We start from the raw sequence: 21429 nt of genomic DNA, 5'->3' as shown, positions 1-21429 counted from the left end.
CCGGCCCTTACCCTCATCCGACCCCCTCTCGTACGACCCGGGACTTCACTCGTGGCAGGACGCTTCTCTCCCCGGCCCACCCGCACCACCGTGCGCGGCGGTCATGTCGGCGTGCCCGCCGGGGTGCCCCGGCAGGCTCCGACGCCGGGGCGGGTGCGGCACTGGGCGCCCGAGGGGCCGCTCGACCTCGGGCTGGTGCTCGGTCCGCTGCGCCGCGGGCCGGGCGATCCGACGTTCCGGGCGACTCCGGACGGGTGTGTGTGGCGGGCCAGTCTCACCCCGGCAGGGCCGGGGACGTTGCGCGTGGCCGCCCACGACGGGTCGGTGCGCGCCGAGGCGTGGGGACCGGGGGCCGAGTGGCTGCTGGAGCAGCTGCCGGAGCTGCTCGGGGCCGCGGACGCGCCGGAGGCCTTCGAGCCCCGCCACCGTCTGGTGGCCACGGCGCGGCACCGGCGGCCGGGGCTCCGGCTGACGCGGACCGGTCTGGTGCTGGAGTCGCTGATCCCGTCGATCCTGGAACAGAAGGTCACGACGGACGAGGCGTATCGGGCGTGGCGGCTGCTGGTCCGCAAGTTCGGCGAGCCGGCGCCCGGGCCCGCGGCCGACGGACGGCTGTGGGTGATGCCGGCGCCGCGGACGTGGGCGCTGATCCCGTCGTGGGAGTGGCACCGGGCGGGCGTCGACGACAAGCGGGCGTCGACGATCCTGCGGGCCGTCCGGGTGGCCGGGCGGCTGGAGGAGTCACTGCGGATGGAGCCGGCCGCGGCGCAGGCCCGGCTGGAGGTGGTGCCGGGGATCGGGCCGTGGACGTCGGCGGAGACCGTACAGCGCAGTCACGGCGCGGCGGACGCGGTGACCGTGGGGGATCTGCATCTGCCGGGGATCGTGGGCTGGGCGCTGGCCGGGGACCGCGAGGCCGACGACTCGGTGATGCTGGAACTGCTGGAGCCGTACGCGGGGCAGCGGCACCGCGCGGCCCGGTTGATCCTGTTGAGCGGGCGGACGCCGGCCCGGCGGGCCCCGAAAATGCCGCGATGGGACATCGGGACTTTGTGAGGGCCCCGCTCCGCGCGGACGCGGCGCACCGGGCGCACCGCCAGCCAGGGCGAGGCGCTCAGAGGGGCACTCCACGCGGCCGGGGCGCTACGCCTCGGGCGGGGCGCTTCGGGCGGGGCGCTTCGCGCGGGCCGGGGGCTCGGGCCGTGAGGAGGGCCAGTGCGAAGGGTGGGGCGGGGCGAAGGGCGAAGGGCGGAGCAGGGGCGGGGCGAAGGCGAAGGCCGGGGCGAGGACCAGTGCGAGGAGTGGGGCGAAATCGGGGACGGTCGACCGGGCCTCACGCCAACCCGCGCGGGGCCGGCCTCACCCGGGCGGCAGGCTACTGATCCGACGAGAACCGCACCGCGCCCGCCGGGATCCTCGCGTCGCACCACACCCGCGCACCCTCGCGGAACTCGTTGTCGGCGCCGACGACCGCCCCGTCGCCGATCACCGCGCCGGTGAGGACGGAGCGTTCGCCCACCCGGGCCCGGGTCCCGACGACGGAGTCGGTGATCACCGCGCCGGGTTCGATGACGGCGCCGGGAAGGATCGTCGAGCCGAAGATCCGCGCACCCTCCGCCACGAACGCGCCCTCGCCCACCACCGTGCCGCCGGTCAGCTTCGCGTCCGCCGCGACCTGTGCCGTCGGCAGGACGAGGCGGTCGCCGCAGCGGCCGGGGACCGCCGGGGACGGTGCGCGGCCGAGGACCAGGTCGGCGGAGCCCCGGACGAAGGCCGCCGGGGTGCCGAGGTCCAGCCAGTACGTCGAGTCGACCATGCCCTGGAGACGGGCGCCGGCCGCGAGGAGGCCGGGGAACGTCTCGCGCTCCACGGACACCGGGCGGCCTGCCGGGACGGTGTCGATGACCGAGCGGCGGAAGACGTACGCTCCCGCGTTGATCTGGTCGGTGACGATCTCCTCGGGCGTCTGCGGCTTCTCCAGGAACGCGAGGACCCGGCCCGTCTCGTCGGTGGGCACCAGACCGTAGGCTCTCGGGTCCGTCACCCTGGTCAGGTGGAGGGAGACGTCCGCACCCGTCGTCTCGTGCGTGGTCACCAGACGGCCGATGTCCAGTCCGGTGAGGATGTCGCCGTTGAAGATCAGCACCGGGTCTTCCGGGGCGGAGGTGAGGCGGGACGCCACGTTGCGGATCGCGCCGCCCGTGCCGAGGGGCTCCTCCTCCGTCACGTACTCGAGGTGCAGGCCGAGCGCCGAGCCGTCGCCGAAGTACGGTTCGAAGACCTCGGCCAGGTAGCTCGTCGCGAGGACGACGTGGTCCACGCCTGCCGCCCTCGCCCGCGCGAGTTGGTGCGCGAGGAACGGCACCCCCGCCGCCCTGACCATGGGTTTGGGCGTGTGCACCGTGAGGGGGCGCAGCCGGGTGCCCTTGCCGCCGACCAGGAGGATCGCTTCTGTCACCTTCGTCTCTGCTTCCTGCCGGGACCGGCCGAACTGTCTTTCGGCCGGCCAGTGTATGCAGACCGTCGTGTGGCGACTTCCGGGCCGTCGGCGTTCCGTCCGTACCGGTCGCCGCGGGCCGGCGGGACCGACAGGACCGACAGGACCGACAGGACCGACAGGACCGGCGGGAGCGGCGGGAGCGGCGGACCACGAGGCCCGCGGACGACGAGGCCGACCGGGGGTGAGCCGGTCGGCCGGTACGTCTCGGTGCGTCAGCGCCTCGGCGCGTCGGTGCTCGGCGCGCCTGCGCCTCAGCGGCCCTGGTAGCCCGCCGAGGTCGAGCGGGCCGAGCCGAGCTTGCCGTAGAGCTGTTTGCCCGGGCACTCCGTGGCGAACCCGTCACGATGCCCGGAGATGACGTTCAGCCGGACGCTCCTGCCCTTCGCGTAGAGGTTGCCGCCCCCGGACGTCAGGTAGGTCTTCCCCTTCGGGTTCGCCCCGAAGAGGCCGAGCTTCCACGCCGTCAGCCGGGCGACGGCGTTGACGGTGGCGGAGTTCGGCTTGGCGGACGTGAACGTGCCGAGGACGGCGATCCCCATGCTGTTGGAGTTGAACCCGAGGGTGTGGGCGCCCAGGACCGGCTTGGCCACTCCCCCGGCGCGGCCCTCGTAGATCCTGCCGCACTTGTCGACGAGGAAGTTGTAGCCGATGTCGCGCCAGCCCATGCTCCTGACGTGATAGCGGTAGATGCCCCGGATGACGGACGGGGCCTGCGAGCACGAGTAGCTGTTGCCCGACGCCGTGTGGTGGACGAACGCGGCCTTCACCTTCGTCGTGTAGCGGAAGCCGCTCTCCCGCAGCTTCTCGTCGGCGCCCCAGCCGCGGCGCGTGACGATGCTCGGGCGCGGGCCGATGTACGGCTTCGCCCGCTGGGCCGCGGTCAGTTCGGCCCCGCGCAGGTCGAGCAGTTCGCGTTCGGTGTCCGCGCGGTCCAGCGCCGGGATCTGTTCGGCGCCGAGCGGCGCGAGGGAGGTGTTGGCCGCGGAGGCCTCGGCCACCTCGGCGGACAGCCCGGTCGCCGATTTCGTGTCGGCCGCGTTCGCCTCGTCGACCGGGTCGTCCGGGTCGACAGGATCGTCCGGGTCGACAGGATCGTCCGGGTCGACCGGGTCGAACTCGTCCACGGCGGAGGCCGCCTGCGGGGGCTCGGGGGCGACCGCCCGCCGGGCACCGGTGGTCAGCGCGCGGCCGCGCGGTGGGCCCGCCTGGGCCTGGACGGGCGGCGCCGCCCCCGGGTCCACCAGTTCCAGGTGCAGGCCGGAGGGGAGGGGTGCGGTGGCCGTGAGGGTCTGGGCGCCCCGGGCCGTGTCCTCCGTGCGGCGTTCGGTGTCGGGATGGACGCGGATCTCGACGCCGTCGGAATCGCCTACCCAGAGCGGGGCGGTGGCTCCGCGGACCCGCCCGGAGGCGCTCTCGGCCGTGCCGGGATCGGCGCCGTGGTCGGCGTTGTGGGTCTCGACGTCCTGCCAGCCGGACCAGGCGTCGGCGCCGGTGCGGCGGATGCGGACCTGGACCCGGCCGTGCAGTTCGGCGGCCGGATCGTCCCAGACGACGCCGAGGAGGGAGAAGGAGCGGACGTCCCGCCTGGGCAGGCCCTGGACCACCGCCGCGCCGGCGAGGGCGCGGTCGCGGCCGAGAGGAGCCAGGGGCAGCGACTGGGTGCTGCCCGGGAGGTCGGGGACGGCGGGGAGTTCGGGATGGTCGGGGAGTTCGGGGAGCTCACGGAGCTCCGGGCGGTCGGGAAGAGATCCCGTGGTCGCGGTGTCGGGGCTCGTGGCCCTGGTCGTCCCGTTGGGCGCCGCCTCCGCGGTCGGCGCGGGTCGCACCGTCGCCGCGTCGGCGGGCGGCGTCAGCGGGAGGGCGAGAGCCGCCGCACAGGTGACACCGATCGAGGTAGCAAGCAATCCACGCATGCCACCGATCCTGGACATAGTCATACATTTCTGTCCATCGGGAAGTTGACGGACCGTCGGGATGCGTTCCGCCGAACCGGTGGCCCCGGGCGGGCCCCGCGACCGGCGTGGCGGCGCGCGCGGCGCGTACGCTTGCGCGGGTGACTGCCACCGATCGCACCCCTGCCGACCTGCTGCGTTCCGCGCTCGCCGCCGATCCCGCGCGCCCCCTGGTGACCTTCTACGACGATGCCACGGGCGAGCGGGTCGAATTGTCCGTGGCCACGTTCGCCAACTGGGTGGCCAAGACCGCCAACCTCCTCCAGGACGGACTCTCCGCCGAGCCGGGCGACCGGGTCGCGCTGCTGCTGCCCGCGCACTGGCAGACGGCGGTGTGGCTGCTGGCGTGCGCCTCGGTCGGCGTCGTCGCGGACGTGGAGGGGGACCCGGGGCAAGCCGATTTCGTCGTGGCCGGGCCCGGCCGGTTCGAGGCGGGGCTGGCCTGCCGGGGCGAGCGCTACGCGCTGTCGCTCGCCCCGCTCGGGCGCCGCTTCGTGCCGGGGCCTCCCGAGGGGTACGACGACTACGCGGTGAACGTCCCGAGCTTCGGGGACCGTTTCGCGCCCTACGCTCCCGTGGACCCCGAGGAGCCCGCGCTGATCGTGGCGGGGGCGGAGTACACCGGTGCGGAGATCGTGGAACGGGCGCGCGCGGAGGCTTCGGGGCTGGGCCTGACGGGACCCGGGGCGCGGCTGCTGTCGGGGCTGCCGTACGACACCTGGGAGGGGCTGAGCGCCGGGCTCTACGCGCCGTTGGCGAGCGGGGGGTCCGTGGTGCTGTGCCGGAACCTGGCGGAGGCCGGCGAGGAGACCGTGGCGCGGCGGATCGAGGCGGAGCGGGTGTCCGCGACGGCCCGGTAGTCGCAGCGGGCCGTCATGCCCCGCAGCCGGCTGCGGCGGCGCGGCCGGTGACTGCCGCCCCGGGCCCCCGCCGCAGGCCCTGAAGGGCCTCGTCCTCGAACTCCCCCAGAGGGGGCACCCCCAGACGGGCTGGTTCCGCGAGCCCCCGCCCGGACCGAGAAGTGCTGCCGTCACCCGTTCGGCTCGCTTCCGGCCGCCCCCTTCCGGGCTTTCGGGTCATCGTCGTAGGAGTAGCTCTGCGCGCTCGTGCGGGAGGGGTGGATCCGACGTGACGTACTCCGGTGGTGGGGGCGGGCCCCTCGGGCCGGGGGCGGGGGCGTCCGCAGACGGGCGGGGGCTCGCGCGGCGGCGCCGGCGGCGGTGGCTGCGGTACGGGGCGACGGCGGGGGCCGTGGTCGTGCTGGGGATCGGGGTGGCCGGCTGGGCCGTCTACGTGAAGCTCGACGGGAACATCACGCCCGACGACGCGGCCGCGGCGGAGCTGGCGCGGTACGCGAAGGAGCGGCCGACCTCGCTGGTGAAGGACGCGCAGAACATCCTGCTCATCGGGTCCGACACGCGCTCCGGCGACGGGAACGAGAAGTACGGGCGGGACTCCGGGACCGAGCGGTCCGACACCACGATCCTGTTGCATCTGGCCGCCGGGCGGCGCAGTGCGACCGCCGTCTCGCTGCCGCGCGACCTGATGGTGGACGTGCCGGGGTGCCTGCGGCGGGACGGCAAGCGGGCCGGGCCGACGTTCGCCATGTTCAACTACGCCTTCCAGAGCGGGGGTTCGGCCTGCACCATCCGGACGGTGGAGAAGCTGACCGGTGTGCGCATCGACCATCACGTCGTCGTGGACTTCAGCGGGTTCAAGGACATGGTCGACGCCGTGGACGGGGTGCGGGTCTGCCTGAAGGCGCCGATCAGCGACAAGGCGGCCAAGCTGCGGCTGCCCGCCGGGAAGGTCACGCTGAACGGGGAGCAGGCGCTGGGATACGTGCGGGCCCGCAAATCGCTCGGGGACGGCAGCGACACCGAGCGGATGGACCGGCAGCAACGGTTCCTCGGGGCGCTCGTCAACAAGGTGCAGAGCAATGACGTCCTGCTGAACCCGGTGAAGCTGTATCCGTTGCTGGACGCGGCCACGTCCTCGCTCACCACCGACCCGGATCTGGCGAGTCTGCGCGGCCTGTATGACCTCGTGCGCGGACTGCGGCACATTCCTACCGAAAATGTGCAATTCCTGACTGTTCCACGTGAGTCCTATGTCCACGACGCGAACCGCGACCAACTGGTGCGCTCCGAGGCGGAGAAGCTCTTCGGCCGGCTGCGGACCGACACGCCTGTCGTGGTTTCTCAGGAGATTCCCACGAACTCACCCCTCTCGGAGTCGGGCGACCACGCTGCGTACAGATCGCCACGGCCGGCCGGAACGGCTTACGGGACGGTTTCGCCCTCTCCGCCCGCTCCGACCTTCCGCGGGAACACCGCCGCCGAGGACGACTGCGGGTAAAGCGCTTGCCAAGGGCAGCCCTCAAGGGGAACTGGAGTTCCAGGAAATGGGGCGGATTGCCCGCTTGTAGGGGCGTGGAATTTGTCACGGCCGTCGCTCGACGCCGAACTGGGCGGATAGTGTGAGCGATCCGGTGCACCCGGCCGCGAGGTCCTTCCCTTGGGTCGCGCACCGAGTGACCGAGACCCGAGCGCCTTAGAGGGGGTAAAGGCGCCGCGTGGCCCCGACGGAGGATTCGGACAATCGTGGACGCGCAAGGCCGTGGGCGGGCGGACGACATCGACCCCGCAGACCAGTGGGTACTCAACCCGGACACCGGTGAATACGAACTGCGACTGGGCGCTTCCGGAGCGCAGTCGACCGTCCCCGGACCGCGTGGATCCGCCGCGGACCGGGTCGGCGGACCGGACCGGGCGCGCGGCCGCACGGCGACGCCCGACCGGGAGTCGTCGTCGCCCCAGCAGCCGCAGAGCGCGGACCTCCCGGGCCCGAGAAGGCGCCGGGGTGCGCCGCCGGAGGAACCGGCGAACCGGCGCGGCCGACGGCCCGTGAAGAAGAAGTCGAAGGCGAAGAAGATCCTGGTGTGGACCGGCGGCACCATGGCCTTCGTCCTCGTCGGCGTCGCCGGGGCGGGCTACCTGTACCTCAAGCACCTCGAAGGCAACGTCACCACGACGGACGTCGGCAGCGCGGGAAAGAGCGGCTTCAGCAAGGACGAGGCCTTCAACATCCTGATCATCGGCACCGACAAGCGCACGGGCAAGGGCAACGAGGGGTACGGCGACAAGGGCAGTGTCGGCCACGCCGACACCAACATCCTGCTGCACGTCTCCAAGGACCGTACGAACGCGACCGCGCTGAGCATTCCGCGCGACCTGATCGTCGACGTCCCGGACTGCCCGACGAAACAGCCCGACGGCAGCGAGAAGAACATCCCCGGCACGCGGAACGTCCGCTTCAACACCAGCCTCGGCCAGTACGAGCGGGACGCGGGCTGCACCATGCGCACCGTCAAGGAGGTCACCGGCATCACGGTGGACCACTTCATGATGGCCGACTTCAACGCGGTGAAGACGCTGACGACGGCGGTGGGCGGGGTCGAGGTGTGCCTCGCGCACTCCGTCGACGACAAGGAGTCGAAGCTGAAGCTCCCCGCCGGCAAGTCGGTGGTCGAGGGTGAGCAGGCGCTGGCGTTCGTGCGCACCCGGCACAGCTTCGGCAACCAGGGCGACCTCGACCGCATCAAGGTGCAGCAGCAGTTCCTGAGCTCCCTCATGCGCAAGATGTCCTCCAGCGACACCCTCACCAGCCCCACGAAACTGGTGAGTCTGGCCGAGGCAGCCACGAAGGCGCTGACCGTCGACACGGGCATCGGCAAGGTCAGCACGCTGAAGGACGTGGCGCTGCAACTGAAGAAGGTCCCCCCGAAGAACATCACGTTCCTGACGGTGCCCGTGGTCGACAACCCGGCCGAGAAGGTCAAGGCGACCGTCGTCGTCGACCAGACGCGTGCGCCCCAGGTCTTCCAGATGATCACGAGCGACACGTCCTTCACCGAGGTGAAGAAGGAGGCGGCGAAGGAGAAGGCCGCCATCGCCGCCCGTCTCAAGGGCACGAAGTCCGCGGCCTCGGACGTGCGTGTGCGGATCCTCAACGGCGGCGCCCCCGGGGGCAGCGCGCAGGAACAGCTGACCTGGCTGCAGACCGAGGCGGACGTGACCAAGTCCGAGAACGCCGGCAACGCGGGCGCCGTCCAGAACACGACGACGCTCGAGTACGCGCCCGACCAGGCGGACCAGGCACGCCGGCTGGCCGACATCATGGGCCTGTCGGGATCGGCGATGAAGCCGGGCAAGAGCGTCACCAACGCGCAGGGACTGCCGACGATGACCCTCGTCCTGGGCAAGGACTTCAAGGGCGCCGGGGTGAAGCTGAACTCCTCCACGGTGGCCACGCCGGACGTGGAGAAGTCCACCGCGGACAAGGTCCAGTGCGCCAGCTGAGTCGGCGAGACGGGTGACCTCCGGGGCCCGCCCCCGTCCCGTGGAGCGGGCGACCGGGTCCTTCGGGCGCCCGGTCGCCGGTGTCCGTACCGCGTCGCCCGGCTCGGGACGCAACCATTCGGCACGCATGACGGTCTGACAACCGGCACCGCTGTGCCGACGGCACGTCGGTGCGGCCGGGAACGGCCGGCCGTGCCGGACCGTGATTTTACCGATGCGCGGCCAACCCGCTTCGGGCCTGGAAGGGTCTGACAGGTTGCCATCAGGTGTCGGAACGAGTGGGCCGACAGGGTGCGCTCGCGCCATCCGGGGGAGACCGGGCGGAGAGCGCAGCTGTCGGATAACGGGTGGGGAGGGGCACGAAGTTGGGGCAGAGCAGGGTGCAGCAGGGAAAGACTTCCGCAGTCGAGGACACGATGTCCCTCGCGCCGCAGGACCGGGCGCCGGCGGGAGCGGGCGGGTCGGGCGGAAGCGGACGACGACGCCAGGGGCGCGACAGCGACCGGCCCCGTCGCAGAAGACGTGTCCTTCGCTGGTCCGCGATAGTTCTCGCGGTGGTGATATCGGGGACCGCCGGCGCCGGGTACCTGTACTACCAGCACCTGAACGGCAACATCCAGAAGGGCGAGCGCAGCAGCGGCGACTCGAAGGCGAAGAAGACCGAGGCCAACACGGCCGGGGAGACTCCGCTGAACATCCTGCTGATCGGCTCCGACAGCCGCAACTCCGACGAGAACGTGGCGCTGGGCGGCAGCCGGGACAACCGCGGCAACCCGCCCCTGGGCGACGTGCAGATGCTCATCCACCTGTCCGCCGACCGCAAGAGCGCCGCGGTGGTGAGCATTCCGCGTGACACCCGGGTCGACATCCCCCGGTGCAAGGACGCGGAGACCGGCAAGACCTACCCGAAGATCAACACCATCATCAACGAGTCGCTGGCCCGCGGCGGCGCCGGCTGCACGCTGGCCACCTGGCAGAACCTCACCGGCGTCTACATAGACCACTGGATGACGATCGACTTCTCCGGCGTGGTGAGAATGGCGGACGCCATCGGCGGGGTCGAGGTCTGCGTGAAGCAGAACGTGTGGGACCGCGGGGGCTCCGGCCTGAAGATGAAGGCCGGCACGAAGAACGTCGAGGGCAAGCAGGCGCTCCAGTGGCTGCGCACACGCCATGCCTGGGGAAGCGACCTCCTGCGGGCCAGGGCCCAGCACATGTACCTGAACTCGATGATCCGCACGCTGCAGCACCAGAACGTCTTCACCGACACGGGCCGGCTGATGGACCTGGCCGAGGCGGCGACCAAGTCGCTGAAGGTGTCCGAGGAGATCGGTACGGTCAAGAAGCTGTACGACCTGGGCATGCAGCTCAAGACGGTGCCGGCGAACCGCATCACCATGACGACGATGCCGAACATCGAGGACCCGCAGGACCGCAACCACGTGGTGCCGGCCGGCGCCGACGCCGACAAGGTGTGGGCGATGCTCCGCGACGACGTGCCGTTCGACGCCAACGGCAAGGCCACGGACGTGAAGAAGCCGGCGACCGGGGAGAAGCTGTCCAAGGACCCGGCGGCGGCCGACGACAAGATCGCCGTACGGGTGGAGAACGGTACGCGGACCAGCACCTCGGCCGCGGTGCCCCGACGGGCCGGCACGATCGCCCAGCAGCTCGCCGGCAAGGGGTTCACACAGGCGGTGGCGGACTCCTCGGTGCTGCCCGACATGGACAGGACGGTCGTCCGCTACCCCAGTGCGGACCTGGAGGGCGACGCGCAGCGCGTCGCCAAGGCACTGGGGATTCCGCTGACCTCGGTGGAGCGGACCAGCGACGCCTCGGGGGTCACCGTCATCGTGGGCGCCGACTGGCGTTCGGGGACGACCTACCCCAAGCAGTCGACGCCGAAGGCCGGGGACATCCCCGACAACGCCGACGCCATCAACGGGTCGGACAGCACACCTTGCATGGACGTGTACGCGCCCTACCGCTGGTAGCCCGGCCGGCGCCCCGGCCGCCGACGGCACTGGGGCGCCGGACCGCACCTGCCCCGAGGGGCACACGACGAGGGGGCTCGCCGTCACTCGACGGCGAGCCCCCGGCCGGTTGTGGTCACCCCTGAGGGCGGCGCTTCCCCGGCATCGACAAGTCGCGGTCCGCACGTGCCGCTCGACGGACGGTCCCGGTGTCCCGGAGGGGACGGGCCCTCACCTGTCGCTGAGGAGGACCGCCGGCCGCCGGGACGCGATGACCTTCCTGGCCAGCGCCTTCGGACTGGTCAGGAAGCCGAAGCCCCAGGACATGTGCATGGTGGCGAGGGCGACCGGGATCTGCAGCCGGGCCTTCGCCGGCAGCCCCCGGCCGGCCGGCAGCGAACCGGCGGCTATCGCCGCGAGGTAGCCGCCGGGGATCACGAAGCCCAGCGGCGTGAGCGCGGCGCCCACCACGATCCCGGCGGCGATCGCGCACACCGCCGTCGGCGGGGCGAGGTAGCGCAGGTTGATGGAGCCCTCGTGGTAGCGGGCCACGACGTGACGCCAACGGCCGTAGTCCTTGTACTGCTTGGCGAGCGCCTTCACGCTGGGGCGCGGCCGGTAGGACACCCTCAGCTCGGGCGAGAACCAGATGAGGCCGCCGGCCTCCCTGATCCGGAAGTTCAGCTCCCAGTCCTGGGCGCGGACGAACTCCTCGTTGTAGCCGCCCTGTTGCTCCAGCGCCTCGCGTCGGAAGACACCGAGGTACACGGTCTCGGCGGGGCCGGCCTGCCCTCCCGTGTGGAAGGCGGCGTTGCCGACCCCGATCTTCGACGTCATGGCCGCGGCGACGGCGTGCTCCCAGTCGTTCTCGCCCTCGGCGTGCATGATGCCGCCGACGTTCTGCGCGCCGGTCTCCTCCAGGAGCCGCACCGCGGTGGCGATGTAGTTCGGCGAGAGCATCCCGTGCCCGTCCACGCGGACGACGATCGGATGGCGGGAGGCCTTGATCGCGGCGTTCAGCGCGGCGGGCGTGCGCCCGGTGGGATTGGGGACCGTGTGCACGCGGGAGTCCTCCGCGACGAGCTGGGCGGCGATCTCGTCCGTCCGGTCCGTGGACGGACCGATGGCGATCACGACCTCCATCTCGCCGGCGTACTCCTGCGCGAGGATCGCTTGGACGGCTCCGCGCAGATGCCGCTCCTCATTGAGGACGGGCATGATGACGGACACGGCGGGGAGCTGCACGTCGGGCTTGGCGTTCATAGGGGGCTCACGTTACCGCGAACGGGGGACAGCGCCCGCCCCGCCGGGTGTGCTGCACCGGTCGGCAGATCGTATGGGCCTACCGTTCCAACGGCTTCCCCCCACCCACGGCCGCCGCCCGGAGGTGCCCCTATGCCCACCACACCGCCCCGGTTCCCGCGCCGCCCCCGCCCGCAGCGCCGCGTGCCCCCTCACCCCGCCCGACGGCGGCGCCCCCGCTGGGCCGTACGGGCGGCGACCACGCTCTCCGTGGTGCTGCTCGCCTCCGCGGGCATCGGCCACTCGGTGATCAGCAGCCTCGACGCCGGCATCGCCCGGGTCGACCCCTTCAAGGACATGAAGAACCGCCCGCGGGCCGGTCACGGCATGAACGTGCTGCTGGTCGGCACCGACGGCCGCGACCGGATCAGCGCGGCGGAGCGCCGCCGGTACCGCCTGGGCGGGGTGCCCTGCCATTGCACCGACACGATCATGATCGTGCACGTCTCCGAGGACCGGGAGCGGGCCAGCGTGGTCAGCCTCCCGCGCGACTCCTACGCCGAGACGCCGCCGCACACCGACCAGGTCACCGGCAAGGAGCATCACGGCCACCCGATCAGGATCAACGCGGCCTACGCGGAGGGCGGCCCGCAGCTGACCGTCCGCACGGTCGAGAACATGACGCACGTCAAGATCGACCACTATCTGGAGGTCGACTTCACCAGCTTCATGAAGACCGTGGACGTCCTCGGCGGCGTGAAGGTCTGCACGGCGACGCGCCTGAAGGACGCGTACACCGGCCTGGACCTGGAGCCGGGCGCCCACACCCTCGAGGGCGGCGAGGCCCTGCAGTACGTGCGCTCACGGCACGCGGACGCCTCGTCCGACCTCGGCCGGATGAAGCGCCAGCAGCGCTTCCTGGCGGCCCTGCTGGACCGGGCCACCTCCTCCGGGGTGCTGCTGAACCCGCTGAGGTTCCGTGACGTGACCCGGGCGGTGCTCGGCTCGGTACGGGCCGACCGGGGCTTCGGCGCGGAAGAACTGCTGGACCTCGGCAGGGCGATGCGCACCTTCTCCCCGTCCTCCTCCGAGTTCGTCACCGTCCCCGTCGGACAGATGGAATATTTCGTGAAGGGCATCGGCTCCACGCTGAAGTGGGACCCGGTGAAGTCGCGGCGCCTCTTCCGGGCCCTGCGCGACGACAAGCCCCTGGCCGCACCCGCCCGGCGGCTCGACCGCGGGGTCGCGCACGTGGAGGTGGCGCCGCAGCAGATCCGCGTCCAGGTGGAGAACGGCACGCACACCACGGGACTCGGCAGGCGGGTGGACGCGGCGCTCGCGGCGACGGGCTTCCGCACGACGGGGCAGCCGGTCAGCGCGGCCGACCCGACCGTCCGGCGCACGGTCGTCGCCTACGACCCGCGCTGGGACCGCTCCGCGAAGTCCCTCGCGACCGCCCTGCCGCACAGCGAGCTGCGGGTCGTCAAGGGGCTCGGGCCGACGCTGAAGGTGACCGCCGGCGCGGACTTCCGGGGGGTGCGCACGGTGCGGGCGGCCGACGCCGAGCACGGGGAGTTCGCCGTCGTACGCGGCGACGAGGTGGGCTGCTCCTAGGTCGTGTCCGCGGCGCGGATCACCGGTGCCGCCGGGTCCCCGATGGCGGAGGCCCGTGGGAGGGCGTAGGACGGAAGGGCACGCAACGGGCCCGCCCGGCCCCCCTCACTCCCGAACGGGCCCCTCACCACGAGGAGGAGCCATGACCCGGCCCGGAACCATGAACGCCATGAGCAGCCAGATGCAGGACTGCGTCGAGGCCTGCATGTCCTGCCACAGCATGTGCGAGGAGACCATGAGCTCCTGCATGCAGATGGGCGGCCAGGCCCAGATGCAGATCATGCGCGCGCTGCTGGACTGCTCCGAGACGACCCGTATGTGCGCCGACATGATGATGCGGCGCTCGCCCATGTCGACCGAGATGTGCGCGATGTGCGCCAAGGCGTGCGACATGTGCGCCGAGGCGTGTACGGCCATGCCGGACGATCCCCAGATGATGCGCTGCGCGGAGTCCTGTCGCCGCTGCGCCGAGATGTGCCGCACGATGGCGGGCGCCGCCATGTGACGCGACGCCGCTCGAACGCGGTCCGGAACACGGACCGCAACACGGACCGGAACGCGGTCCCGGAACACGGAAAGGGGCGCCCGGTTGCGGGCGCCCCTTTCCCTGCGCGGACCCGTCAGTTGCCGGTGACGGTGACCTTCTCGTCGTTGTTCAGCTCGTTCACCAGCTGCTTGACCTTCGTCTTGTCCCAGACGAGGTTGCCGCCGGAGGAGCCGGAGATCGGCATGTTCAGCGAGGTGCCGTCGCCGCCGTTGACGCCCTTCATCGCGAAGAACATGGACCCGAGGTCGTACAGACCCATGTCCTTGTCGACGATCAGCGAGTCCAGTCCGGCGCTCATCGTCGGGTACAGCTTGAAGGGGTTCAGGACCGTGCCCGGGGTCGCCACCTCATGGGCGAGGGCCGCGAGGAACTTCTGCTGGTTCTTGGTGCGCTGCAGGTCGGACGCGGCGAACGCGTGCCGGGTGCGGACGAAGGCCAGCGCCTCCTCACCGTTCAGCTTCTGCTTGCCCGCCTGGAAGTCGGCGCCCGAGTACTTGTCCTTGAAGGCCTTGTCGATGGTGATCTCGACGCCGCCGACCGCGTCCACGATGCTCGCGAAGCCGGCGAAGCCGATCTCGACGTAGTGGTCGATGCGCAGGCCGGTGTTGAACTCGATCGTGCGCACCAGCAGCTCGGGGCCGTCGGTGGCGTACGCGGCGTTCAGCTTGATGTGCCGGCCGGTGCCCTTGTACGTCTTGCCGGACTCGGAGCCGACGAACGTCGGAAGCTCGACGTCGGAGTCGCGCGGCAGCGAGATCAGCGTGTCGCCGTTCGACCCGACGTGCAGGATCATCATGGAGTCGGTGCGCTTGCCCTCGGCGGAGCCGGTGTGCAGCTTCTTCTTCTCCTCGGCGGACATGCCCTCACGGCTGTCGGAGCCGACGATCAGGTAGTTCGTGCCGTCGCCGCCCTCGGGCCGGTCGATGACCTTCGACAGGTCGACCTCGCGCTTCAGCTTGCCGTCGGCCCAGAAGTAGGTGCCCACCGTCGTCACGACCAGCACGGTCACGACGGTGATCGCCGTCCACTTGATGCGGCGGCGCCAGTTCGGCGCGGGGCGCGGCTCACCGCCGGCGTATCCGCCGGTCCCCCCGGAGTCGCCGGAGTCGCCGCCGTAGACCTGGCCCGTGTTGTAGCCGCTGTCGTACCCGGTCTGCCGGGCGTCGGTGTAGTCGCCGTATCCCTGGCCGTTGACGTACGACGGCTGCGGCGGGACGCCGGCGCCCTGCGGCGGCGCGGCCGGACCGCGGCGGACCTGCCGCATGACACGCGGGCTCTCGGGCTGCGCGTTCGCGCTGCCGCCGCCGTACCGGTTGCCGCGGTCCCTGTCGGACCATCCCTCGGGCCAATCGTTCATGCGGACCAGTGTGCAGGGCAGTGCTGTGTGCCGTACAAGGGTCGTCGGAGAATCAGGGCCCCGCTGTTGCCAAGCTGACACAAAGTCCCGGGTTGTCCCCCGCACCATAAGGTGGAGGACATGACAGACCAGGTCACCGCAGCGGACTCGGGCAGCACCCCGGACATCCCGGGCAAGCCCACGTCGGCGTCCCGCACCACTCTCAGCCACATCATGACCCACGCCGACACCAACCTCCTGGGCACGGTGCACGGCGGTGTGATCATGAAACTCGTCGACGACGCGGCGGGCGCCGTGGCCGGACGGCACTCCGGGGGCCCCGCCGTCACCGCGTCCATGGACGAGATGGCGTTTCTGGAGCCGGTCCGGGTGGGTGACCTCGTCCATGTGAAGGCCCAGGTCAACTGGACCGGCCGGACCTCGATGGAGGTCGGCGTACGGGTCATGGCCGAACGCTGGAACGAGTCCGCCCCGGCCACCCAGGTCGGCTCGGCCTACCTGGTCTTCGCCGCCGTCGACGCCGACGGCAAGCCGCGCACGGTCCCGCCGGTGCTCCCCGAGACGGAACGCGACGAACGCCGCTTCCAGGAGGCCCAGATCCGCCGCACCCACCGCCTGGCCCGCCGCCGCGCGATCATGGAACTGCGCGAGCGCCGGATCGCGGAGGGCTTCGGCGACTGAGCAGGCGCTTCATCCGATCGCCCCGCCGTCGGCTTCGGGTCGGATGCGAATTCCTCAGGAGGCGTGCTTGCCGATTCGCCGCAAAGGGCCCGACGTGAGACGTCGGGCCCTCTGTCACTGCGTCCGCTCGGCCTTGTGCAAGGCCGTCGCCGCGTCCGTCACGGGCGACTCGAAGAGTTCGGCGAACCCCCGAAGGAAAACCCTGTCAGGCCGCTATGGAAACCCAAGCGCCGCAATGCTCGAGGAAGGTGCCGTTGGAGTGCCCACGGCATACCCTGAACTGCAGCTTGTAGCCTTCGGTGAAGTCCTTGTCCTTCCAGCGGGACTCGCCGGCTCCCAGATTCATCCAGACGTTTCCACCGCGCACGAGCGTGCCACTCGTGTTGTAGAGACGCCATTCGGCGACGGTGGAGAAACCGTCCGCCCTGTTGTCGGAGACGAAGAACCAGTCGCCGTTCTTCTGGAACGCCGCGTTCCCGTCTTCCTGGGGGCTGTAGGACCAGACGGCCGACCCGCTGGAGGACGGGGCGAGCCCGGTCGCGAAGTCCTTCTCCCACGTGATGGCGGACGCCTGAGTGGAAAAGAGCGCGAAAGCTCCTATTGCGGCGGCAACGACTGTCCCTATGCGCCTCTTGCGCATGCACCCTCCCTGAGTGAATTCCAAACAGCAGCGATCACATTAGCACGGGAAAGGAAGGGGCCAGCGAATTAAAGAATGCCTTCACCGATTCACGAAATGTCCAAATAATCTGCACATCGGTCGCCCCCTAAGCCCGGGAGCGGTGAGGGACGCCCTTTTCCGGGCGTCCCTCACCGCTCGGCCGGGCCGTCGGCCGACGGCTACGGCAGGTTCCTCGCCATGACGATGCGCTGGACCTGGTTCGTGCCCTCGTAGATCTGCGTGATCTTCGCGTCGCGCATCATCCGCTCGACCGGGTAGTCACGGGTGTAGCCGTAGCCGCCGAGGAGCTGGACGGCGTCCGTGGTGACCTCCATCGCCACGTCCGAGGCGAAGCACTTGGCGGCCGCGCCCTGGAAGGTGAGGTCGGAGTCCAGGCGCTCGGACTTGGCCGCCGCCGCGTACGTCAGCTGACGGGCGGCCTCGATCTTCATCGCCATGTCGGCGAGCATGAACTGGATGCCCTGGAAGTCGGCGATGGCCTTGCCGAACTGCTTGCGCTCCTGGACGTAGCCCTTGGCGTAGTCGAAGGCGCCCTGGGCGACGCCGAGCGCCTGCGCGGCGATCGTGATGCGGGTGTGGTCGAGCGTCTTCATCGCCGTCGCGAAGCCCGTGCCCTCCTCGCCGATCATGCGGTCGGCCGGGATGCGGACGTTGTCGAAGTAGACCTCGCGGGTCGGGGAGCCCTTGATGCCGAGCTTCTTCTCCGGGGCGCCGAAGGAGACCCCCGGGTCGGACTTCTCGACGACGAACGCGGAGATGCCCTTGGAGCGCTTCGTCGGGTCCGTCACGGCCATGACCGTGTAGTAGTCGCTCACGCCGGCGTTGGTGATCCAGCGCTTCACGCCGTTGAGGATCCAGTGGTCGCCGTCGCGGACCGCCTTCGTCTTCATCCCGGCGGCGTCCGAGCCCGCGTCCGGCTCGGAGAGCGCGTACGAGAACATCGCGTCGCCCTTGGCGAGCGGCGACAGGTACCTCTTCTTCAGGTCCTCGGACCCGGAGAGGATCACCGGGAGCGAGCCCAGCTTGTTGACCGCGGGGATCAGCGAGGAGGACACGCAGACGCGGGCCACCTCCTCGATCACGATGACCGTCGCGAGGGCGTCGGCGCCCGCGCCGCCGTACTCCTCGGGGACGTGCACGGCGTGCAGGTCGCTGGCCACCAGCGCGTCCAGCGCCTCCTGCGGGAAGCGTGCCTCCTCGTCCACCGCGGCGGCGAACGGCGCGATCTTCGCCTCGGAGAGCGAACGGATCGCGTCGCGGAGCATGTCGTGCTCCTCGGACGGGCGGTACAGGTCGAAATCAGCCGATCCGGCCAAGGTGTCTCACGCTCCAAAGACGCTGCGGTCACCGTGCTAATTACCGTTAAGTAACTCAAATTTTAAAGCGCCGCCGAGCCGGTTGATACGTGACCTTGGCGACAGGGGTCCCGTCCCGTGATCTGCCCGGTGAAGGGCGTCCGCACGCCCCGACTATGCTCGGGCGCGCAGCGACCGGCATCCCCCACCAGGAGCATTCATGGCCCTCAACATCACCGTGATCGGCACCGGCTATCTCGGCGCCACGCACGCCGCGGCCATGGCCGAGCTGGGATTCGAGGTGCTCGCTCTCGACGTGGTGCGCGAGAAGATCGAGATGCTCGAGCGCGGTGAGACGCCCATGTACGAGCCGGGTCTGGAGGAGCTGCTGCGCCGGCACGTCGCCGGGTTCGAGGGTTCCAGCGGCCGGCTGCGGTTCACCCAGGACTGGGCCGAGGTGGGGGCGTTCGGCGACGTCCACTTCGTCTGCGTCAACACGCCCCAGAAGCACGGCGAGTACGCGTGCGACATGTCGTACGTCGAGTCCGCCCTCGCCTCCCTCGCCCCGCATCTGACGCGGCCCGCGCTGGTCGTCGGCAAGTCGACCGTGCCGGTGGGCTCCGCGGACCGGCTGGCCCGCATGATCGCCGAACTCGCGCCGGCCGGTGAGGACGCCGAGCTCGCCTGGAACCCGGAGTTCCTGCGGGAGGGCTTCGCGGTGCAGGACACCCTGCACCCGGACCGGATCGTCGTCGGCGTGCGCAGCGAGCGGGCCGAGGCGCTGCTGCGGCAGGTGTACGAGACGCCCGTCGGGGAGGGTTCCCCGTTCGTCGTCACGGACTTCCCCACGGCCGAGCTGGTCAAGACGTCCGCGAACTCCTTCCTCGCCACCAAGATCTCCTTCATCAACGCCATGGCGGAGGTGTGCGAGGCCGCCGACGGCGACGTCGCCAAGCTGGCCGAGGCGATCGGGTACGACGACCGGATCGGCAAGAAGTTCCTGCGGGCGGGGATCGGCTTCGGCGGCGGCTGTCTGCCCAAGGACATCCGCGCCTTCATGGCCCGGGCCGGTGAGCTCGGCGCCGACCAGGCGCTGACCTTCCTGCGCGAGATCGACTCGATCAACATGCGCCAGCGGGGGCGGATGGTGGAGCTCGCGCGGCAGGCGCTCGGCGGCGGGTCGTTCCTGGGCCGGCGGATCGCCGTGCTCGGCGCCACCTTCAAGCCCGACTCGGACGACGTCCGGGACTCCCCCGCGCTGAACGTGGCCGGGCAGATCCATCTGCAAGGCGGTCAGGTCACGGTGTACGACCCGAAGGGGATGGAGAACGCCCGCCGGCTCTTCCCCACCCTCGGTTACGCCCCCTCGGCGCTCGACGCCGTGCGGGGCGCCGACGCGGTGCTGCATCTCACGGAGTGGCGGGAGTTCCGCGAGCTGGACCCGGCGGCGCTCGGCGAGGTGGCGACGACCCGGCTGATCCTCGACGGACGCAACGCGCTCGACCCCGAGCTGTGGCGCAAGGCCGGCTGGACCTACCGGGGTATGGGCCGCCCGACGGCCTGACACCCTTCGCTCCCGCGGGGGCGCCGCGCGGGCGCGTGCGGGCGACGCCGGTTCGGCCGAGGCTCAGTCGGCCGAACCGGCGTCTTTCTGCATTCTGCACCACCGGCCTGTGCGACGGCCGGTGAACTACTTCGACCGGTACCGGCGCATCTTGGCGCGGGCCCCGCAGACCTGCATCGAGCACCAGCGGCCCCGGCCGGCCGGGCTGCGGTCGTAGTACGCCCAGTGGCAGGTGACGGCCTCGCAGGCCTTCAGCCGGGTCCAGGTGCCCTCGACGAGCGCCTGCGCCACGGCGGCCGCCGTACGGGCGAGCAGCGGGGTCCCGACCGCCGCGGGGTCGAGTCGGGCCGAGCCGTCGTGGGCGTCGACCGTCACCAGCAGGGGCGCCGCGGCGAGCAGGTCGCTCAGCGGGGTCACCGCGCGGTGCGGCGGATGGCCGGCGTGGGCCAGCAGGGCGGCGCGCAGGGACTCCCGGAGCTCGCGGGCGTGCGCCGCCTCGCCTTCGGCGATCCCGAACCTCGCCCGGCCCTCCGCGGTGTCCAGCGTGTCGGCGCCGGACTCGATGTCCAGCGTGTTCACCAGGGACTCGACCAAAGCCAGGGCGCCGGGCGCGGCCGATCGCTCACTCATGCTTGCGACGTTACCGCCGATACGGGAGTATGCAGTAACCGTTACCGGTTACCGGCATCTATGGGTAACCGACTGGCAGGCAACTTCGACTCGAGGAGGAGCGTCATGGCTCTCGCCGAACTGGGCGTCGTCGTTCTGGACTGTCCCGACCCGCGCGCGCTGGCCGGTTTCTACGCCGAGGTGCTGGGCGGCAGCACGGAGGGCGACGGCGACTGGGTCGATCTCAAGCTGCCCGACGGCCGGTCGCTGGCCTTCCAGGCCGCCCCCGGGTTCACTCCGCCCGCCTGGCCCGCGCCCGAGCACTCGCAGCAGTTCCACCTGGATCTGACGGTGGACGACCTGGACGCGGCCGAGCGCGGCGTGCTCGCCCTCGGCGCGAAGCCGCTGGACGCCGAGGACCGCTCGCGCGGCTGGCGTGTGTACGCCGATCCGGCCGGGCACCCGTTCTGCCTGTGCTCGTGCTGATCGCCAGGAGGCCTCCATGCCGCCCGTAGCCCGTTTCCGTTCCGTCGTCCTCGACTGTCCCGATCCGCGCGCGCTCGCCGGGTTCTACGCGGCGGTCCTGGGCGGCTCCCTGGATGCCGGGGAGGGCGAGGAGGGCGAGGACGACTGGATCGTCCTGCGCGTCCCCGACGGACCCAGGATCGCCTTCCAGCAGGTGGCGGGGTACACCCCGCCGGAGTGGCCGCGCGCGGACCGCAACCCGCAGCAGTTCCACCTGGACCTCGACGGCGGCGCCACCTGGGAGGAGATGGACGCCGCCCACGAGCGGGTGCTGGCACTGGGCGCCCGTCCGCTGGATCTGGAGGACCGGGAGAAGAAGGACTTCCTGGTGTACGCCGACCCGGCCGGGCATCCGTTCTGCCTCTGCCGCATCGCACACGCGTGAACCGGCCGACCCGGGCGGCCGCGTGAACCCGCCGACCCCGGCGGCGGCGTAGGCCGGTCACCGGACGCGCGAGGCCGCGTGGGACGTCCGGGGCCCGCCTCGGCATCGGACGAGCCACAGCCCGCACGCTCGCCGCCGTGGT

Annotated in this window: 18 protein-coding genes; 11 read left to right on the top strand and 7 right to left on the bottom strand. The window is 71.3% G+C overall.

The window, feature by feature from the left end:
- Window positions 1-51: 51 nt before the first annotated feature.
- Window positions 52-1056, top strand: a complete 1005-nt coding sequence (locus OHS82_RS25660; RefSeq protein WP_079041244.1) for a DNA-3-methyladenine glycosylase family protein — start codon at window positions 52-54, stop codon at window positions 1054-1056.
- A 319-nt stretch (window positions 1057-1375) separates the two neighbouring features.
- Here the strand turns inward: OHS82_RS25660 and OHS82_RS25655 are convergent, their stop codons facing one another.
- Window positions 1376-2458: an NDP-sugar synthase gene (locus OHS82_RS25655; RefSeq protein WP_328434617.1), complete on the bottom strand. Its 1083-nt coding sequence runs from the start codon at window positions 2456-2458 to the stop codon at window positions 1376-1378.
- Window positions 2459-2751: 293 nt separating this feature from the next.
- A complete protein-coding gene (locus tag OHS82_RS25650) occupies window positions 2752-4413 on the bottom strand; it encodes an N-acetylmuramoyl-L-alanine amidase (RefSeq protein ID WP_328434616.1) in 1662 nt (553 codons plus the stop codon).
- Between the two features lie 140 nt (window positions 4414-4553).
- Between OHS82_RS25650 and OHS82_RS25645 the strand changes: the two genes are divergently transcribed.
- The 4 genes from OHS82_RS25645 to OHS82_RS25630 all read left to right on the top strand — a co-directional run bounded on the left by OHS82_RS25645 (window position 4554) and on the right by OHS82_RS25630 (window position 10807).
- Entirely contained in the window at window positions 4554-5312 is a 759-nt protein-coding gene (locus OHS82_RS25645; RefSeq protein WP_057578505.1) for a TIGR03089 family protein, read from the top strand.
- A 268-nt stretch (window positions 5313-5580) separates the two neighbouring features.
- Window positions 5581-6810, top strand: a complete 1230-nt coding sequence (locus OHS82_RS25640; protein ID WP_057578507.1) for an LCP family protein — start codon at window positions 5581-5583, stop codon at window positions 6808-6810.
- 245 nt (window positions 6811-7055) lie between these two features.
- Window positions 7056-8813, top strand: a complete 1758-nt coding sequence (locus OHS82_RS25635) for an LCP family protein (protein WP_057578508.1) — start codon at window positions 7056-7058, stop codon at window positions 8811-8813.
- A 416-nt stretch (window positions 8814-9229) separates the two neighbouring features.
- Window positions 9230-10807 carry an LCP family protein gene (locus tag OHS82_RS25630; protein WP_443041053.1) on the top strand — a complete coding sequence of 526 codons (1578 nt, stop codon included), beginning with the start codon at window positions 9230-9232 and terminating at the stop codon, window positions 10805-10807.
- Between the two features lie 210 nt (window positions 10808-11017).
- Here the strand turns inward: OHS82_RS25630 and OHS82_RS25625 are convergent, their stop codons facing one another.
- Window positions 11018-12049, bottom strand: coding sequence for a glycosyltransferase family 2 protein (locus tag OHS82_RS25625; RefSeq protein ID WP_057578512.1), 1032 nt, complete (start codon window positions 12047-12049; stop codon window positions 11018-11020).
- Between the two features lie 132 nt (window positions 12050-12181).
- Between OHS82_RS25625 and OHS82_RS25620 the strand changes: the two genes are divergently transcribed.
- Together OHS82_RS25620 and OHS82_RS25615 are read left to right on the top strand one after the other, a co-directional pair.
- Entirely contained in the window at window positions 12182-13642 is a 1461-nt protein-coding gene (locus OHS82_RS25620) for an LCP family protein (RefSeq protein WP_328434614.1), read from the top strand.
- Between the two features lie 142 nt (window positions 13643-13784).
- Complete coding sequence (locus OHS82_RS25615; RefSeq protein ID WP_057578515.1) at window positions 13785-14147, top strand: four-helix bundle copper-binding protein; 363 nt, start codon at window positions 13785-13787, stop codon at window positions 14145-14147.
- A 115-nt stretch (window positions 14148-14262) separates the two neighbouring features.
- Here OHS82_RS25615 and OHS82_RS25610 read toward each other — a convergent pair whose 3' ends face one another.
- Complete coding sequence (locus OHS82_RS25610; RefSeq protein WP_057578517.1) at window positions 14263-15546, bottom strand: LCP family protein; 1284 nt, start codon at window positions 15544-15546, stop codon at window positions 14263-14265.
- A 120-nt stretch (window positions 15547-15666) separates the two neighbouring features.
- Between OHS82_RS25610 and OHS82_RS25605 the strand changes: the two genes are divergently transcribed.
- Window positions 15667-16227: an acyl-CoA thioesterase gene (locus OHS82_RS25605; protein ID WP_057578520.1), complete on the top strand. Its 561-nt coding sequence runs from the start codon at window positions 15667-15669 to the stop codon at window positions 16225-16227.
- A gap of 205 nt (window positions 16228-16432) precedes the next feature.
- Here the strand turns inward: OHS82_RS25605 and OHS82_RS25600 are convergent, their stop codons facing one another.
- A complete protein-coding gene (locus OHS82_RS25600) occupies window positions 16433-16867 on the bottom strand; it encodes a hypothetical protein (RefSeq protein ID WP_328434613.1) in 435 nt (144 codons plus the stop codon).
- A 200-nt stretch (window positions 16868-17067) separates the two neighbouring features.
- Window positions 17068-18225: an acyl-CoA dehydrogenase gene (locus OHS82_RS25595; RefSeq protein WP_057578524.1), complete on the bottom strand. Its 1158-nt coding sequence runs from the start codon at window positions 18223-18225 to the stop codon at window positions 17068-17070.
- Window positions 18226-18424: 199 nt separating this feature from the next.
- Here OHS82_RS25595 and OHS82_RS25590 point away from each other — a divergent pair, with 199 nt between their 5' ends.
- On the top strand, window positions 18425-19768 hold the full coding sequence (locus OHS82_RS25590) for a UDP-glucose dehydrogenase family protein (protein WP_057578526.1): 1344 nt from the start codon (window positions 18425-18427) through the stop codon (window positions 19766-19768).
- Between the two features lie 126 nt (window positions 19769-19894).
- Here the strand turns inward: OHS82_RS25590 and OHS82_RS25585 are convergent, their stop codons facing one another.
- Window positions 19895-20398, bottom strand: coding sequence for a CGNR zinc finger domain-containing protein (locus OHS82_RS25585; protein ID WP_057578527.1), 504 nt, complete (start codon window positions 20396-20398; stop codon window positions 19895-19897).
- 105 nt (window positions 20399-20503) lie between these two features.
- Between OHS82_RS25585 and OHS82_RS25580 the strand changes: the two genes are divergently transcribed.
- The gene (locus OHS82_RS25580; RefSeq protein ID WP_057578529.1) at window positions 20504-20863 is read left to right on the top strand and encodes a VOC family protein; all 360 of its coding nucleotides are present in this window, start codon (window positions 20504-20506) and stop codon (window positions 20861-20863) included.
- A 16-nt stretch (window positions 20864-20879) separates the two neighbouring features.
- The gene (locus tag OHS82_RS25575) at window positions 20880-21287 is read left to right on the top strand and encodes a VOC family protein (RefSeq protein ID WP_057578531.1); all 408 of its coding nucleotides are present in this window, start codon (window positions 20880-20882) and stop codon (window positions 21285-21287) included.
- Window positions 21288-21429: the final 142 nt, after the last annotated feature.

Source organism: Streptomyces sp. NBC_00425 (assembly GCF_036030735.1).
In the GTDB taxonomy this organism is placed as follows: Bacteria; Actinomycetota; Actinomycetes; order Streptomycetales; family Streptomycetaceae; genus Streptomyces.
This window is presented reverse-complemented; position numbering and strand designations above follow the sequence as displayed.